The sequence below is a fragment of the Sphingobium sp. SG1 genome (assembly GCF_057063145.1).
In genome coordinates this window covers 164,241-180,401 of sequence record NZ_JBVVOJ010000007.1, presented here as the reverse complement: position 1 = coordinate 180,401, position 16,161 = coordinate 164,241, and the positions used below count along the sequence as shown (strand labels likewise).

Genomic DNA, 16,161 nt, shown 5'->3' with positions numbered 1-16,161 from the left:
GAACAAGGTGAGGCGGGCGGCCCTGGCCCGTGGGATGGGCCGCCCTGCCAATCTCAGTAATTGTAGGCGCGCTCGCCATGCTCGCCGAGGTCGAGGCCTTCATATTCGACCTCCTGGCTGACCCGCAGGCCGGTGATGGCCTTGGCGATGAAGATGGCGATGGCGGTGCCGATCGAGGCCCAGATGATGGTCACGACGACCGCTTCGATCTGGACGAGCAGCTTGGCGCCGATTTCATAGTCCGCCGCGCCAGGGCCGCCGAGGGCCGGCGAGTAGACGATGGCGGTGCCGATGGCGCCGATCATGCCGCCGATGCCGTGGATGCCGAAGGCGTCCAGGCTGTCGTCATAGCCAAGCTTGGGCTTGAGCACGGTGACGGCATAGAAGCAGATGATCGAGGCAACGGCGCCCAGCACGATCGCACCGAACGGGCCCGAGTTGCCGGCGGCCGGGGTGACCGCGACGAGACCGGCGATGACGCCCGAGCAGAAGCCCAGGGCCGACGCCTTGTGGCCGTTGACGCGCTCAGCCAGCATCCAGAACAGAGCGCCCGATGCGGTGGCGACGAAGGTGTTGATCATCGCGAGGGCGGCCGAACCATTGGCTTCGAGCGCCGAGCCGGCGTTGAAGCCGAACCAGCCGACCCACAGCAGGCCGGTGCCGACGACGGTCAGCGTCAGGCTGTGCGGGGCCATCGGTTCCTTGGGGAAGCCGATGCGCTTGCCCAGGATGAGGCAGGCCACCAGCGCCGAGACGCCGGCGTTGATGTGGACCACGGTGCCGCCCGCGAAATCGAGCGCGCCGGCCTTGAAGAAATAGCCCGAAGCAGCCCAGACCATGTGCGCGATCGGGAAATAGACGATCGTCAGCCAGATGGCGGCAAACACCATCACGGCCGAGAATTTGATGCGTTCGACCACCGAACCCAGCACCAGCGCTACGGTGATCGCGGCGAAGGTCATCTGGAAGCAGACGAAGACATATTCCGGAATCTCGACGCCGGCGGTGAAGGTCGCAGCCTGCGAAGCGGGCGTGATGCCCTTCAGGAACGCCTTGTCGAAGGTCGAGACGAAGTTGGAGAGGCCGCTGGTGTAATCGGGACCGAAGGCCATCGAATAGCCGTACATGACCCAGATCAGCATGGCGAGGCAGGCGGCGGCACCGATCTGCGTCATCACCGACAGCATGTTCTTGCTGCGGGCAAGACCGCCATAGAACAGGGCGAGGCCGGGCAGGATCATCAGGAAGACGAGGATGGTGGAGGTCATCATCCAGGCGGTATCGCCCTTTTCCACGGTCGCGGCCGGCGCGGCCGCGTCCTGTGCCCAGGCGGGCAGCGCGGCGAACAGCGAGAGGCCGGTGGCCCCCAGCGCGCCGCAAATCTTCTTCGAAAAGGTCATCATTCCCCCCTTCTTACAGCGCGGTTTCGCCGGTCTCGCCGGTGCGGATCCGCACGGCCTGGCCGACATCGAGGACGAAGATCTTGCCATCGCCGATCGCGCCCGAATTGGCGGCGGCCTGCGTCGCTTCCACCACGCGCGGCGCGAGGTCGTCGTCGCAGACCACCTCGATCTTGATCTTGGGAACCATGTTGGTGGAATATTCGGCGCCGCGATAGATTTCGGTCTGGCCTTTCTGGCGACCAAAGCCCTTCACTTCGCTGACCGTCATACCGGCGATGCCAAGCGAGGAAAGAGCCTCGCGGACATCGTCAAGCTTGAACGGCTTGATGATAGCCATGACAAGTTTCATGTCGCCCCCTTATTTGGTGTGCGGCGACATACCAGCAAGAGGCGTGCCAATTTGCTAATGACGCATTAACGCGGGATTTCCACTAGGGGAGATTGTTGCGCCGCCGAAAAAATGTGCAGATGCACAGCCATGCCTAAAAAATAGGCATGTTCCCGCCTACCACTGCGATCCTTCGGCGACCGCTGCCGCTTCGACGGGCAGGGTGGTGCGGCCCAGGGCAGCGTTGCGATGGGGGAAACGGCCGAAGCGCGCGATGGTTGCATGATGCTGGCGGGCGAAATCGAGCGACCGGGTGTCGCCGGCCCCTTCGAACAGGGAGAGCGACAGCTCCTGATCAGCCAGATCCTCGCTATGCTGGAACGGCATGTAGAAGAAGAGCCGGCCCGCCCCGCCGATCTGGATGTCATAGCCCAGTGCAATGGCGCCGCGCGCCACCTCGCGGGCGATCGGGTCGGTAGCAAAGGCCTGGGCCTGGCCGCGGAACATGTTGCGGGGCAGCTGGTCGAACAGCAGCACGGCGGCCAGCGCATCGTCGGCGCGGTCGAGGAAGCTTTCGGCCGGAAGCGTCCGCTTCTCGCTCCACAGGACGGCGAAGCGATCGATGCAATGCTGGTCCAGTGCCGGATCATGGCTGTACCAGCCTTCCTCGCCCACCTGGTTGAACCAGAAGTCGAGCAAGGCCGCCGCCCAGTCGGCGGTCACGGCGTCATGGCTGTCGGTCAGCATGTTCATACGCAAAATACGTGTTGATCGCCGCCCGGTTCCTCGGCCCATGGCGGCGGCGGGTCGGGTGACCGCGCCGCCATGGCAGGAATGGGGTCAGGCGGCGGTGCCGCCGACGGTCAGGCCATCCATCAGCAGGGTCGGCTGGCCGACGCCGGCCGGCACGCTCTGCCCACCCTTGCCGCACATGCCGATGCCTTCGTCGAGCGCCCAGTCATTGCCGATGCCGATCACCTTGGTCAGTGCGGTCGGGCCGTCGCCGATCAGGGTCGCGCCCTTGATCGGATCGCCGATCTTGCCATTTTCGACCTTATAGGCCTCGGTGCAGGAAAAGACGAACTTGCCCGAGACGATGTCGACCTGGCCGCCGCCGAAGCTCTTGGCGAAGATCCCCGACTTGACGCGCGACAGCAGCTCTTCCGGATCGTCCTGACCACCCTTGATGAAGGTGTTGGTCATGCGCGGCATCGGCGCATGGGCATAGGATTCGCGGCGGCCATTGCCGGTCGGCGCGACGCCCATCAGCCGGGCGTTGAGGCGATCCTGCATATAGCCCTTGAGGATGCCGTCCTCGATCAGGATATTTTCCTGGGTCGGGGTGCCTTCATCATCGATCGAGAGCGAGCCGCGGCGATCGAGGATGCTGCCATCGTCGACCACGGTGACGCCCGGCGCGGCGACGCGCTGGCCGATGCGACCGGAAAAGGCGCTGGTGCCCTTGCGGTTGAAGTCGCCTTCCAGGCCATGGCCGATCGCTTCATGGACCAGCACGCCCGGCCAGCCGGGGCCGAGCAGCACGGTCATTTCGCCGGCGGGGGCGGCGACCGAGCGGAGATTGACCTGCGCCTGGGCCAGCGCCTCGTCAATGGCGCGGTTCCAAATCTTGGGGTCAATCACCTGATCGTAGAGATAGCGGCCGCCAATGCCGAACACGCCGGTTTCGCGCCGTCCATTTTCTTCCAGGATGACCGAGACGTTGAGGCGGACGAGCGGGCGGATGTCGCTGGCGGTGAAACCGTCGGCGCGAACAATCTCGATCACCGACCAACTGCCGGCGAGGCTGACCGAAACCTGGGCGACGCGCGGGTCGCGGGCACGGGCGGCAGCGTCGATCGCGGCGCACAGGGTCACCTTCTCGGCGAAGGGCACCAGCTCCAGCGGATTGGCGTCGGTATAGAGGTGGCGATTGGTGCGCTGGGGCGGCGGGGCGGGCTGGCCCTTGGCCGGATCGAGCAGGGTCAGCGTCTGCGCCGCCTTGGCGATCGCCGCTTCGCTGAGGTCGTTGGCATGGGCAAAGCCGGTCATCTCGCCCGACACGCCGCGCAGGCCGAAGCCGGCGTCGGTCGAATAATCGGCGGTCTTGAGGCGGCCGTCGTCGAAGCCGAAGCTCTCGCTGGCGCGATATTGGAGGTACAGCTCGCCATCGTCGCAGGCCGAAAGCGCCTGCGCGGTCAGGCGGCGCGCGCCATCGGGATCGAGCAGGCCCGGACGATAGAGCAGGCCGCGGGCATCAGTGAATTGCGAAGCGAGATCGGTCATGCCGCCCGATATAGGCGCGGCATGACAGATGCCCAATGGAAATTTTAGAGAGCCTTAGAGGCTGGCGCCCGAAGCGATGTCCGGCTTGCTGCCGATTTCCCCATTGTCGGCGACGCCGCCGGCCAGCACGAAGCGGCGATCGCAATAGCCGCAATCGACATAGCCATGCTCGTCGATTTCCAGGAAGACGCGCGGATGGCCAAGGGCGGCGGGAATGTCACCCGAACCGTCGCAGGAGACGCGGGACTTGGTGACTCGGATGATTTCGGGCGGCTGGATCATGGGAGGCGGAATTAGCAGCGGTAACGCGGCGCCGCAATATCTGGCAGCGCGCGATTACATCAGCGGATAGCGGGGCCGGGTGCAACCGGCGTCGGCGGGGGGCTTTGCCGCGATCCTTGCGCTTGGAGCCTTGGCTTGCCAGTCGGCGCAATTGCCGACCGCCATCACCGCGAAGGGCGACAGCATCAGCAATATCGGCGCGACGGAGCCGCCAAGGAAGAAGCTGATCGGCATGGGCGGGAAGATGCCGGAACCATGCTTGCTGCAGGATGAATGTTACGGGGGCGGATCGGGGCTGGTTTTGCCTGGATGGCTAAGCCCTTCGCTGTCGCTCGGGAGTTTCGCCGGAAGCCGTCCCCCGGACGGCTTCTCATTCGGCGAACCTGGTGGGCGATGACGGGCTCGAACCGCCGACATTCTCGGTGTAAACGAGACGCTCTACCAACTGAGCTAATCGCCCCCATGGGGTGCGGGCGCTTCTAGATTTTTTTGGGCGCGGGTCAAGCGGCCTTTATCCGATGGGGCAGATCAGTGCGCGCGATAGCGATGGCTGGCGCCGAACCAGCGGATCAACTGGTCAGCCGCGTCGTCGGCGAGCGCGATGAAGATGCGGCGGCCGTCATGCGGATCGGCGCGGCGCTCGACCAGGGCCTTGTCCGTCAATGTCCGAATCCAGCGCAGCGCCGTGGTCGGCGGCACGGCGGAGGCGATGCAGAGGCTGGAGACCGAGACATGGGCCTGTTCCAGCCGGGCGGCGAGCAGATCGAGCATCATGTCCCAGGCCGGATCGGCGAACAGGTCGCCCGGCAGGAAATCGGCGCGCAGCCGGCGGGCGCGGAGCATGTCGCGGACCTGCGCGGCGGTGACGGAGTCGGTTTCCGGCCTGGTGGCCGCCCCGATCGTGGCCATGGCCGGCATGGCGGTATAGCCGCCCTGGCGGTCGGCGATGCGCGCGGGCATGTCGAACGCGCTGAGCGCCGGGCGCGGCCGATCGGTCAGGGCCTCGATCGTGCGGGCGAGGCGGCTGACTTCGTCGCTCAGCCGCTGCAGCCGGTTGCCGTCGCTTTCATGAGTGGCGTCATGCAAATTATGCGGCAGTGCGTCGCTGTGCGCGGCGGCGAGCAGGGCGGCGGCGATGTCGCCATTGTCGGGATTGCACAGCAACTGTGTCTGCGGGCTGCGTATGCAGGCATAGGCCATGTCGAGCGTCTCGATCCCGGCGAGCAGGACGACTGCCATGCGGTTCTGGATCGCGATCGTCTCGACCTGGACGATCAGCCGTTCGAGCAGCGGATCGGGCTGGCGGCAGAGCAGCAGGACGACGTCGCACCCGACCTGCATGTCGAGTCGGGCGGCGGCCTGATCGAGCGGGACGGTGCCAAGCAGGCGGAGACCGGCGGCATGGGCCAGCATGGCGGCATCGTCGATCCAGTCGCCATCAGCGACGATCAGCAGCCCGCGCCGGTCATCCGGCGCGGCATAGGGGCTATCATGATCGGTCGAGAAGGGATCGGCCATCACCACGCAATCTCCCGTGCCTGTTATGTTCCGCAGCTTAGCCGCTTGCCCACCGGGCGCAGCCGGCGCTGACTCCATAATGGCGCAAATGCACGGGGCTGTCGTGATGGCCGTCACGCACCCGCGATATCGGGGGGAATGCAGAAACGAAAAGGGCGCCGGCTGATGCGGGCGCCCTGTTCTGCCTATTCGATCCGAAATGGACTCATTTCGTCGCAGGTCAGACCGCGGTGCGGCGGGCGAAGTCGATATAGAGTTCGCGCAGCCGGGTCGCGACCGGGCCGGGGGTGCCGTGACCGACCGGCTGGCCGTCGATTTTGACGATCGAAAGGCAGAAGGTCGAGGCGCTGGTCATGAAGGCTTCCTTCGCGGCGAGCGCTTCGGCGAGGGTGAAGGGGCGGCGGATGACGGCGATGCCGCTTTCTTCCGCAAGGGCGGTGAGCGCCGCGCCGGTGCAGCCGGCCAGCACCGACTGGCTGTAGGGGCGGGTGACGATGCCTTCGTCGGTGACGATGAAGGCGGTGGAGGAGGCGCCTTCGGTGATGAAGCCATCCTCGATCATCCAGGCTTCCTGCGCGCCGGCTTCCTTGGCCGCCATCTTGGCCATCGCCTGGGCGAGCAGGCCGACGCTCTTGATGTCACGCCGCGCCCAACGCAGGTCGGCCATGGTGGCGACCGCGACGCCGGTCCTGGCGGCGGGCACATCGAGGAAGGTCTTGTTCTGGACGAACATGAACAGGGTCGGCTGCAGGCCGGCCGGCGGGATGAAGTCGCGGGTGACATCGGCGCCGCGGGTGATCTGGAGATAGACCAGGCCCTCGCCAAGGCCATTATGGGCGACCAGCGCCTTCTGCGCCGCCTCGATCTCGTCCAGGGTCAGCGGCAGGGCGATGCCGATTTCGGTGCAGGATCGTTCCAGCCGGGCGAGATGGCTGGCGCTGTCGACCAGCCGGCCATCGATCACGGCCGCCACTTCATAAATGCCGTCGGCGAACAGGAAGCCGCGATCGAGCGGGGAGATGCGGACGTCTTCGAGCGGCAGAAACTGGCCGTTGAGATAGGCGACGGACATGGCGGCGGGCGATCCTTGATCTGGTGATTTACGCCGCCGCTTTTGCCGCCGCGGCGGCCGCGGTCAAGGCAGCGAAATAGGATTTGCTTCGCTTAACTTCGCATATTTCCCGCACATTGTGACATTATCTTGCGCTGCCTTGATCCTATCGGAAAGTCAGGGGATGGCAGCGCCGATGATAGGGGAAAGGGTCGCTGTAGGACAGGCTCAGGCGGCCTTGCCCTTGAGCGCCTTTTGCCGGCGGCGCTGGACCGAGGAGCCGATGCCCATGGATTCGCGATATTTGGCGACGGTGCGGCGGGCGATGTCCATGCCCTTGGCGCGCAGCAGGTCGACCAGCGTGTCGTCGGAGAGGATGGCATGGGCCTCCTCCGCGCCGATCAGCGCCTTGATATGGCTCTTGACCGCCTCGGCCGAGACGGCGCCGTCGCCATCCGCCGCCGCGACGCCGCTGGTGAAGAAATATTTGAGTTCGTAGAGGCCGCGCGGGCAGGAGAGATATTTGTTCGAAGTGACGCGGCTGACGGTCGATTCATGCATCTCGATCGCGTCGGCGACCGCGCGCAGCGTCAGCGGCTTGAGATAAGCGACGCCGTTGCGGAAGAAATCCTCCTGCTGGCGGACGATCTCGCTCGCGACCTTGATGATCGTCTTCTGCCGCTGGTCGAGCGCCTTCACCAGCCAGTTGGCGCTGGCGAGGCAGTCGGCCAGCCAGGCCTTGCTCGCCTTGTCCTGCGGGCCGCCGGCCAGTTCGACATAATAGGTGCGGTTGACCAGCACGCGCGGCAGCGTGGCGCTGTTGACCTCTATGCCCCAGCCCTCGCGGGTGCGGCTGACGAACAGGTCGGGTGTGACCGGCGTGGCGCTGTCGCTGGCGAAGCGCAGGCCGGGCTTGGGATCATAGCCGCGCAGTTCGCGGATCATGTCGGCCAGATCCTCCTCATCCACGCCGCAGATGCGGCGCAGCTGGGGCAGGGCGCCCTTGGCCAGCAGGTCGAGATTGGCGAGCAGCCGCTGGATGCAGGGATCGTAGCGGTTCGCCTCCTTCGCCTGAAGGGCGAGGCATTCGGCGAGCGAGCGGGCACCCACGCCGGTGGGATCGAAGCTGTGGATAACTTCGAGCACCGCCTCGACCGTGAAGAGCGGCACGCCCAGGCCATGGGCGGTCTGGAGCAGATTGGCCTCCAGATAGCCCGCTTCGCTGATCTGGCCGATCAACTGGGTGGCGATCAGCAGGTCCATGCCCGACAGCGTGCTGCGGGCCTGGTCCATCAGATGTTCCTGCAGGCTGGGCGCGGCATTGGCGAAACTGTCGAAATCGACCGCTTCGCCCGAACCGCTACCGCCGCCGAGCATGTCGAGCGAGCCTGAGCCGCTGCCCGCGGCCATGCGGTCGGCCGGGCCATCGTCGATGAAGGTTTCCGCGCCATGATCCACATCGAGCGGGCTGTCGGCGCCGCCCAGCCCCTGGGCGATCAGATCGTCGCTGGCACCGGTTTCGGCGGCCAGGGTCGGCGCCTCCACCTCACGGTCGACGCCGCTGCCTTCCCGGCCGCCGTCATCGGCGGCCCCCTGTTCGAGCAGCGGGTTCTTTTCCAGTTCGCCCGCGACGAACGCCTCGATCTCCAGATTGGACAGCGCCAGCAGCTTGATCGCCTGCTGGAGCTGCGGCGTCATCACCAGAGACTGGCTCTGGCGGATGTCGAGGCGTGGCCCGAGCGCCATCAGCCGGGCCGTCCTGCATCAGCGAGGGGGCGCCGGCCGATCATGTCAGAGCTGGAAATTCTCGCCCAGATAGAGGCGGCGAACATCGGGATGGGCGACCAGTTCGGTCGGGCTGCCGGCGAACAGCACCTGGCCGCTGTAGATGATGCAGGCGCGGTCGACGATTTCCAGCGTCTCGCGCACATTATGGTCGGTGATGAGGACGCCGATGCCGCGCGTCTTGAGCTGCTTCACCAGGTCGCGAATGTCCGCGATCGACAGCGGATCGATGCCGGCGAAGGGTTCGTCGAGCAGCACGATCGAGGGATCGGCGGCCAGCGCACGGGCGATTTCGCAGCGACGCCGTTCACCGCCCGACAGCGCCATGGCGGCGGAATCGCGCAAACGGGTCAGGCCGAATTCGTCGAGCAGCTGTTCCAGCTTCTCGGCACGGGCGGCCTTGTTGGGTTCGGCCATTTCCAGCACGGCGCCGATATTCTGTTCGACCGTCAGGCCCCGGAAGATCGAGGTTTCCTGCGGCAGATAGCCCAGGCCCAGGATCGCGCGGCGATACATGGGCAGGCCGGTAATATCCTGGCCGTCGAGGATGATGCGGCCCTGATCGGGACGGACGAGGCCCATGACCGAATAGAAGCAGGTCGTCTTGCCCGCGCCATTGGGGCCGAGCAGGCCGACGACCTCGCCCTTGCCCACGGTTAGCGACACGTCGGACAGGACGACGCGCTTGTCATAGCTTTTCGCGATCGAGATGACGGACAGGCCCTCGCCCACTTCCTGCGGAGCGAGCGGTCGCGCCGAAGCGGCCCTGTCCTGGATCGTCACATCGTCCATCACTTCAATCCTTGTGCCGCCAAATCGGGGTGCGGCGGACATGGGTCCGCCTGCGGCAATTGGCAAGCTTTGTGCATGGGATCGCCGCCGGGGCAAGGGGAAAATGCGATGGAGAAGAGGGGGATGGGCGTGCCATCCCCCTGATACGCGGGTCATTCCACCATGATGCGCGGGTTGGGCAGGACGACACCGACATCGCTGGCATAGGCGTCCCACGCCTTTTCCAGCGCCGCCCGGCGCGTCGGTTCGCGGGCGGACAGGTCCGTGGTTTCGCCCGGATCAGCGGCGATGTTGAACAGATGCCATTGGCCATCGCCGGCATCGGTGATCTTCCAGTCGCCCTGACGCAATGCGCGCGAGCCGAACAATTCGGTGCCGATCGCCTCGCTGGCGGGATGCACCGTCGGCGCCGTGCCGGCGAGCCAGGGCGCCCAGCTGGTGCCGCGGATCGGCTGGACGGTGCGGCCCTGGAACGTCCCCTTGGGCGGGGCGATGCCGGCGAGGTCGATCAGCGTGGGGGCGACGTCCATCACATTGAGATAGTCATGGGCGATGCTGCCGGGCTTCTTGACCGCTGGGCCGGAGAGGAAGGCGGTGGTGCGGGTGCCACCCTCGGTCGCGAACGCCTTGTAGAGCCAGGAGGGGGTGGTTGCCGCCTGCGCCCAGCCGGGGCCATAGCTGATATAGCTGCTGTCCTTGCCGAGATTGTCATAGCTGTTGTCGGCGGCCTCGGCGCGGGCGCGGAAGCGGGCATTCCTGGCATGGACCAGGTCCATCCCCTCGGCGCCATTGTCGGCAAGGAAGAGAATGACGGTATTATCATATTCGCCACTGGCTTTGAGCGCATCGATCACCCGGCCGACATTCTGGTCGAGCCGGTCGACCATCGCGGCATAGATTTCCATCGTCCGTGACGCGGTCTTCTTCTCGTCCGGGGTCAGCTGTGCCCAGGGCTTGCTGTTTTCAAGGGGGTGCTGGGCGGCACTGGCCGGGACTAGGCCGAGGGCGATTTGCTTCTTGAGCCGTTCGGCGCGCAGCGCTTCATAGCCCGCGTCATAGCGGCCCTTATATTTGGCGATGGTTTCGGCCGGGGCCTGTAGCGGCCAGTGCGGCGCGGTGAAGGCGAGATAGGCGAAGAAGGGCTTGTCGTCCTTGGTCGCCTTGATCTGGTCGATCAGCTTGGTGGCGAAGGCGTCGGAGGAATAATAGTCGCTGGGCAGGCTTTCGAGCGTGCGGCCATCCTCGCGATATGTGGTGAAGCCGGGCTTGGGCGTGGCCGAAATGTCGGTGCCATAATGATTGCCCGCCCCCTGCAGCAGCGCGAAGCTGTGCTGGAAACCGCGGGCATGGGGATCCTGCTGCGGCGTGAGGCCCAGATGCCATTTGCCCGAAAAGAGGGTGCGATAGCCGCCGGCGGTCAGGACTTCGGGCAGGGCGGCGATGTCGGTGCGCAGATAGCCTTCATGGCCGGGCTTACCGACCTGATTGGGGGCCTGCATTTCCGCCATGGTGCCAAGGCCGGCGCGATGATTGTCGGTGCCCGACAGCAGCATCGACCGGGTCGGCGAGCAGGTCGGCGCGGTGTGGAAGCCGGTCAGGCGCACGCCCGACAAAGCGAGCCTGTCGAGATTGGGTGTGGAGATCTCGCTGCCAAAGGCGCCGAGATCGGAATAGCCCAGGTCGTCGGCGACGATCACCAGGAAATTGGGACGCTTTTCCTGCGCCGCCGCGGGCGTGGTGAGGGCGGTGGCCAGCGCCAGGCTGGCAAGGACAGTGCGGAGCTTCATGGGGTCTTCCGTGAAAAGGGGCCGCGTCCGGAAGGAACGCGGCCCAGTGTGCCGAAGGTCAGGGACAGGGTGGGGGGGTGAGCAAGCCCTGCTCAGGCGGCTTCGGCAATCTTGCCATCTTCCTTCTTGATGATGCGGCTGTTGCGGCCGTCGATCGAGACGGGGACGGTGCCGGCGATGGTGGCGCGACGCAGCTGGCGATGCTGGGTGCCGAAATCGGCGATGGCGCGATGCTGGGTGGCGCGATTGTCCCAGATGGCGACGTCGCCCGGCTGCCAGCGCCAGCGCACGGTGTTTTCCGGCCGGGTCACGGCATCCTGGAAGGTGGCGAACAGGCGCTGGCTGTCGGCCTGGCTGAGGCCGACGAACTGCTTGAAGAAATGGCCCAGGATCAGCGAGCGCTCGCCGCTTTCGGGATGGACGTGGACCAGCGGATGTTCGGTTTCATAGACGGTCGAGGCGAAGACTTCGCGATAGCGCTTCACCGCTTCCTCATTCGCATTGGTGACGACCGAGGCATAGTCATAGAGGTTGGAATGGACCGCCCACAGGCTGTTGGCGAGCTGGCGCAGCGGTTCGGGCAGTTCCTCATAGGCGGCCGCCGTATTGGCCCAGAGCGTGTCGCCGCCGGCCTGCGGGATGACGATGGCGCGCAGGATCGAGGATTCGGGATAGGCAGGGACGAAGGTGACGTCGGTGTGCCAGCTCGATGCGGCGCGGCCTTCCTTCGAATCCAGTTCCAGCAGATATTTGGAGCCGGGCACGACCGGGACGGTCGGGTGGGCGACGGGCTTGCCGAACCGTTCGGCAAAGGCTTCCTGGCCGGCATCGTCGAGATGATGCTGGGCGCGGAAGAAGATCACCTTGTGGCGGACGAGCGCGGCGCGGATCGCGGCGATGGTGGCGTCGTCAAGGTCGCCGCCCAGCGCGACGCCGCGAATCTCCGCGCCGATACGGCCGGCGACGGGAACGACATCGAGCGGACCGTCGGCATCGGCGGCGTTGAGGAAGCTCTGGGTCAGGATGGTCATGGCAGGTCTCCTTGAATTTATGCGTGGACGGTCAGGCGGGGATCGCGTCGCGCTGGTCGAGGGCGCGGCGGATTTCGGCATGGGCGGCTTCGTCGAGCGGGAAGCGCCAGATGATGAGGGTGGCGATGATGTGGGCCAGGGCCGGGCCAAGGGCGAAGACGGTCTTCAATCCTTCGAGCGCGGTGGGATCATTGTGCGGGCCGGCGGCAAAGCCGAGCCAGGCGATGAGCGGCAGGGCGATGCCGATGCCGATCGCCGGGCCGAGCTTGGCCGAGAAGGCGAAGACCGAGAAGAAGAGGCCGGTGCGGTCATGGCCGGTGCGCAGCCGGTGGGCATCGGCCACATCGGCGACCATGGCGCGCAGCATGAGATTGCCCGAGCCCTGGGTCAGCCCCTGGGCGATGGTGAGGGCCAGCAGCAGCGGCAGGCCGCCGGGGAAGACGAAGAGCAGGCCGATATTGATCGCTGCCTGGGCGATTTCGCCGCTGATCGCCGCCTGGCGCTTGCCGATGCGGGTGCCGATACGCAGCCAGATCGGCGCGGCGGCGACGCCGAAGATGAACTGGAGCAGATAGAGGCCGCTCGCCCAGGCGGGCAGGCCCATATACCAGACGGCGAAGAAGACGATCAGGCTGGCGCGGATCGACTGGCCGGCGGTGACCACCGCGTCGGAGGCGAGGACGCGCAGCAGCAGCCGATCGGAAAAGATGACGCTGGTGGCGCGCCAGAAGCTCTGGCGGACCGGCGGGGTGGCGGGCACCGGCGGTTCGGGCACGGAAAGGAGGGTGAGGGCGAGGCTGGGGATGAGGGTGGCGATGATGAAGCCGCCGACCAATTGCAGCTTCAGCGTGCCATTGCCCGGCTCGACCTGGTCGAGGATGGTCGGCAGCACCAGCACGGCGAGCAGGCCGATGGCGCGCAGCAGTGCCTGATAGCTGACGACGCGGGTGCGGCCATGATAATGGCGCGACAACTCGCCGGCCCAGGCGGAGGCCGGGATCTCGATCATCGACCAGCCGAGATAGAAGAAGAAGAGGGCGGCGCCGAGATAGGCGGGCGTCACCAGCGCGGCGGGCGGGAAGAAGAGCAGGGCGGAGGACAGGCCGAACAACAGGCCGCCGGCCGCGATCCAAGGGCGGCGCCGGCCGAAGCGGCTGCGGGTGCGGTCGCTGAGTGCGCCGACCAGCGGATCGGCGCTGACATCCCAGATGCGGCCCAGCAGGAAGATGAAGCCGATGGTCGCGAGCGAGAGGCCGAACTGGGTGGCGTAAAGCTGGGGCACGAACAGGGCGAGCGGCAGGCCGGCGCCGGCGATCGGCACCGCGATCGAGGCGAAGCCGGTGAGGCGCAGGCGCGATGGCTCCCCCTCCCCGACGCGGGCGGGTTCCGGCCGGGTGATGCTCCGGTCATCCAGATAGTCTGCGTAGGGAAGGGTAGCCATGATCTTGCCTCCGTATTGGGGGTCAGAATTTGCTGCGCAGGGTGACGCCGATGGTGCGGGGGTCGCCGACGGTGGCGGTGACGAGACCGGTGTTCGCGACCGAGAGCGTGTCGACATAATCCTTGTCGAACAGGTTCTTGGCCCAGAGCGACAGGTCGATCAGGCCATCGTCCAGCCGCACGCCGATACGCGCATTGGCGACGCCGTAGCTGGGCACCAGCGAGTAGCGGCTGTCCGACACGGCGGTGTAGTAGGAGGAGCGCCAGCTATAGTCGGCGCGGCCATAGAATTGCGCGTCGCCCCATTTGGTGGTGCCGAGCGGAATGGCGAAGTCGCCGCCCGCGCTCCACGACCATTCGGGGACGCCCGACAGCGGCTTGCCGCTCAGGTCGGTCACGGCCGAGCCGCCGGTGGTCGGGTTCAGCGCCTCGACCGGGGTCGGGCCGTTCTTGAAGTCGACATAATAGGCGTCGGTATAAGCGAGCGAGGCGTTGAGGTTGACATAGCGGCTGAGCGCCAGCGCACCGTCCAGCTCGAAGCCGCGGGCGCGCGCCTCGGGAATGTTGGTGATATAATTGCGGGTGCTGTTGGTGCCGACAATCTGTTCGGTGATCGCGGTCTGATAGTCGAAGATGTTGGTCCAGAAGGCGGCGGCGTTGAGCGTCGCCTTGCCGCCCCAGAACTGGCTCTTCACGCCGGCTTCGTAATTGTCGACCTTCTCGCCGCCGACATCGGGGCTGACCCCGGCCGGGATGTTGGTGAGGTTGAGGCCGCCCGACTTGTTGCCGCGCGAATAGGTGGCATAGACCAGCACGTCCGGCGTCACCTTGTAGGACAGGGTGGCCAGGCCCGAGAGGCTGTTGTCGGTGAAGCCGGTCGAGTAGCTGGTGACGGGGTTGAGGCTGTTGCGCAGCGCGATCGCGGCGGTGCGCTGGGCCGCGGTCAGGCTGGAAAGATCATTCCCCTCCGCCCACCATTGGCTGTAGCTGCCCTGCTTCTTTTCATGCGTGTAGCGCAGGCCGAGCGTCAGCGAGAGGCTGTCGGGGATGATGGCGTAGCTGGCCTGGCCGAACAGCGCGGCGCTCTTGGTTTCCGGATTGGAGCTGGAGCGGGCGACGAAGCCGTTGACCGCCGCATTGCTGACCACCGGATCGGCATTGGGGAAGAGCCAGAGCGGCGCGTCAACGCCATAGCCGGCGGCGCCCGAGCCGTTGATGATCTGCCAGAAATAATAGGCGCCCAGCACATAGGAGAGGCGGGTGTCGCCATTGGAGGCGACGCGAAATTCCTGGCTGAACTGGCGCTGGTTATTTTCCTGGTGGTTGAGCGTGTTGACCGAGAGCGAGGTGGCGTCGCTGTCGTTGCGCGGATACCAGTTCCAGGCGCGATAGGCGGTGATGGAGCTGAGCGTGACCGGGCCGACATCCCAGTCGGCCTTGCCCGAAATGCCCCACTGATTCATGTTCGCCTGGAACTGGCCGTCGACATCGACCTTGCGGGCGAAGGGATCGGTGGCGAGCGGCGTGTAGCCGGCGCGGGCGGCGCGGATCGCGAAATTGTTCGCGATCGTGTTGCCGTCATCATAGGTGGTGAAGACGGTGCTGGGCAGGCGGACGCAGCAATTGAGCGTCTGCTTGGCATAGTCACCGATCAGGCGCAGGCTGAAGCCCTCACCCTGGGTCAGCAGCAGCTGGCCGCGCGCGGTGAAATTGTCGTAATCGTGAATTTTCTTGCCGTTATGGACATTGGTGAGGAAACCATCGCGATGGGTGTCGGCAATGCTGACGCGCACCGCCGCCCAGTCGGTGAGGCCACCGGTGACCGAGCCGCGCACCTGATGGAAACCATAGTCGCCCAGCGTCGCTTCCACCTGGCCGCCGAAATCGAAGCTCGGCTGGCGGGTGGTGATGTTGATCGCGCCCGCGGTGGTGTTCTTGCCGAACAGCGTGCCTTGCGGCCCGCGCAGCACCTCGATCCGTTCGAGGTCGACCAGGTCGAACTGGCTGGCGCCGACGCGGCCATAATAGACATCGTCGATATAGACGCCGACGCCATTTTCGAGGCCGTCATTGGTCAGCGCGACATTGGAGCCGAGGCCGCGGATGTTGATGTTGGTGTTGCGGGGGTTGAAGCTGAACAGCTGGAGGCTGGGCGCGACCTGCTGCACGGCGGCGAGGGTATAGTCGCCGCGCTGTTCGACCAGATCGCCGCCGACGACCGAGAGGGCGACCGGCACGTCCTGCGCCTTTTCGGCGCGGCGGCGGGCGGTGACCAGGATGGGGGCGCCATAATCGCCTTCATCGACGGCGGCTTCGGGGGCCGGGGCAGGCGCCGCGGCGGCGGGTTCGTCGGCAGCATGAGCGGCGCTCGGCAACAGGCCGATGGCGACGCCGGCGAGCAGCAGGCGACGGAGGGACAGGCCGTGCCGGGGTCGGCTGGGCGCGAGGACTTGGGACATGA

At 66.1% G+C, this 16,161-nt stretch carries 14 protein-coding genes and 1 tRNA gene; all 15 read right to left on the bottom strand.

What is annotated here, in order from left to right; genetic code table 11:
- Nucleotides 1–53 precede the first annotated feature (53 nt).
- Nucleotides 54–1,400 carry an ammonium transporter gene (locus AC0KVN_RS16755; protein WP_483656221.1) on the bottom strand — a complete coding sequence of 449 codons (1,347 nt, stop codon included), beginning with the start codon at nucleotides 1,398–1,400 and terminating at the stop codon, nucleotides 54–56.
- Between the two features lie 13 nt (nucleotides 1,401–1,413).
- Nucleotides 1,414–1,752 carry a P-II family nitrogen regulator gene (locus tag AC0KVN_RS16750; protein WP_004209785.1) on the bottom strand — a complete coding sequence of 113 codons (339 nt, stop codon included), beginning with the start codon at nucleotides 1,750–1,752 and terminating at the stop codon, nucleotides 1,414–1,416.
- A gap of 156 nt (nucleotides 1,753–1,908) precedes the next feature.
- Nucleotides 1,909–2,484 (bottom strand): DUF924 family protein, encoded by a 576-nt coding sequence (locus AC0KVN_RS16745; RefSeq protein ID WP_435567642.1) that lies wholly within the window; start codon nucleotides 2,482–2,484, stop codon nucleotides 1,909–1,911.
- Nucleotides 2,485–2,571: 87 nt separating this feature from the next.
- Nucleotides 2,572–4,014, bottom strand: coding sequence for a metalloprotease TldD (tldD, locus tag AC0KVN_RS16740; RefSeq protein WP_435567643.1), 1,443 nt, complete (start codon nucleotides 4,012–4,014; stop codon nucleotides 2,572–2,574).
- Nucleotides 4,015–4,068: 54 nt separating this feature from the next.
- Nucleotides 4,069–4,296, bottom strand: a complete 228-nt coding sequence (locus AC0KVN_RS16735; protein WP_007709509.1) for a zinc-finger domain-containing protein — start codon at nucleotides 4,294–4,296, stop codon at nucleotides 4,069–4,071.
- Nucleotides 4,297–4,350: 54 nt separating this feature from the next.
- Complete coding sequence (locus tag AC0KVN_RS16730; RefSeq protein ID WP_374549897.1) at nucleotides 4,351–4,530, bottom strand: hypothetical protein; 180 nt, start codon at nucleotides 4,528–4,530, stop codon at nucleotides 4,351–4,353.
- A 150-nt stretch (nucleotides 4,531–4,680) separates the two neighbouring features.
- A tRNA-Val gene (locus tag AC0KVN_RS16725) sits at nucleotides 4,681–4,756 on the bottom strand.
- Between the two features lie 68 nt (nucleotides 4,757–4,824).
- On the bottom strand, nucleotides 4,825–5,814 hold the full coding sequence (locus tag AC0KVN_RS16720; protein ID WP_435567677.1) for a MarR family transcriptional regulator: 990 nt from the start codon (nucleotides 5,812–5,814) through the stop codon (nucleotides 4,825–4,827).
- A gap of 220 nt (nucleotides 5,815–6,034) precedes the next feature.
- Nucleotides 6,035–6,886, bottom strand: coding sequence for a D-amino-acid transaminase (locus AC0KVN_RS16715; RefSeq protein ID WP_435567644.1), 852 nt, complete (start codon nucleotides 6,884–6,886; stop codon nucleotides 6,035–6,037).
- Between the two features lie 207 nt (nucleotides 6,887–7,093).
- Nucleotides 7,094–8,611, bottom strand: coding sequence for an RNA polymerase factor sigma-54 (gene rpoN / locus AC0KVN_RS16710; RefSeq protein WP_017501512.1), 1,518 nt, complete (start codon nucleotides 8,609–8,611; stop codon nucleotides 7,094–7,096).
- Between the two features lie 45 nt (nucleotides 8,612–8,656).
- Nucleotides 8,657–9,442, bottom strand: coding sequence for an LPS export ABC transporter ATP-binding protein (lptB, locus tag AC0KVN_RS16705; RefSeq protein WP_010336951.1), 786 nt, complete (start codon nucleotides 9,440–9,442; stop codon nucleotides 8,657–8,659).
- Nucleotides 9,443–9,594: 152 nt separating this feature from the next.
- Nucleotides 9,595–11,229: an arylsulfatase gene (locus tag AC0KVN_RS16700; RefSeq protein WP_483656215.1), complete on the bottom strand. Its 1,635-nt coding sequence runs from the start codon at nucleotides 11,227–11,229 to the stop codon at nucleotides 9,595–9,597.
- A gap of 92 nt (nucleotides 11,230–11,321) precedes the next feature.
- Nucleotides 11,322–12,260 (bottom strand): TauD/TfdA dioxygenase family protein, encoded by a 939-nt coding sequence (locus AC0KVN_RS16695; RefSeq protein WP_010336953.1) that lies wholly within the window; start codon nucleotides 12,258–12,260, stop codon nucleotides 11,322–11,324.
- Between the two features lie 31 nt (nucleotides 12,261–12,291).
- Entirely contained in the window at nucleotides 12,292–13,701 is a 1,410-nt protein-coding gene (locus AC0KVN_RS16690) for an MFS transporter (RefSeq protein WP_483656214.1), read from the bottom strand.
- A 22-nt stretch (nucleotides 13,702–13,723) separates the two neighbouring features.
- A complete protein-coding gene (locus tag AC0KVN_RS16685; protein WP_278983572.1) occupies nucleotides 13,724–16,159 on the bottom strand; it encodes a TonB-dependent receptor in 2,436 nt (811 codons plus the stop codon).
- Between the last annotated feature and the right edge of the window lie 2 nt (nucleotides 16,160–16,161).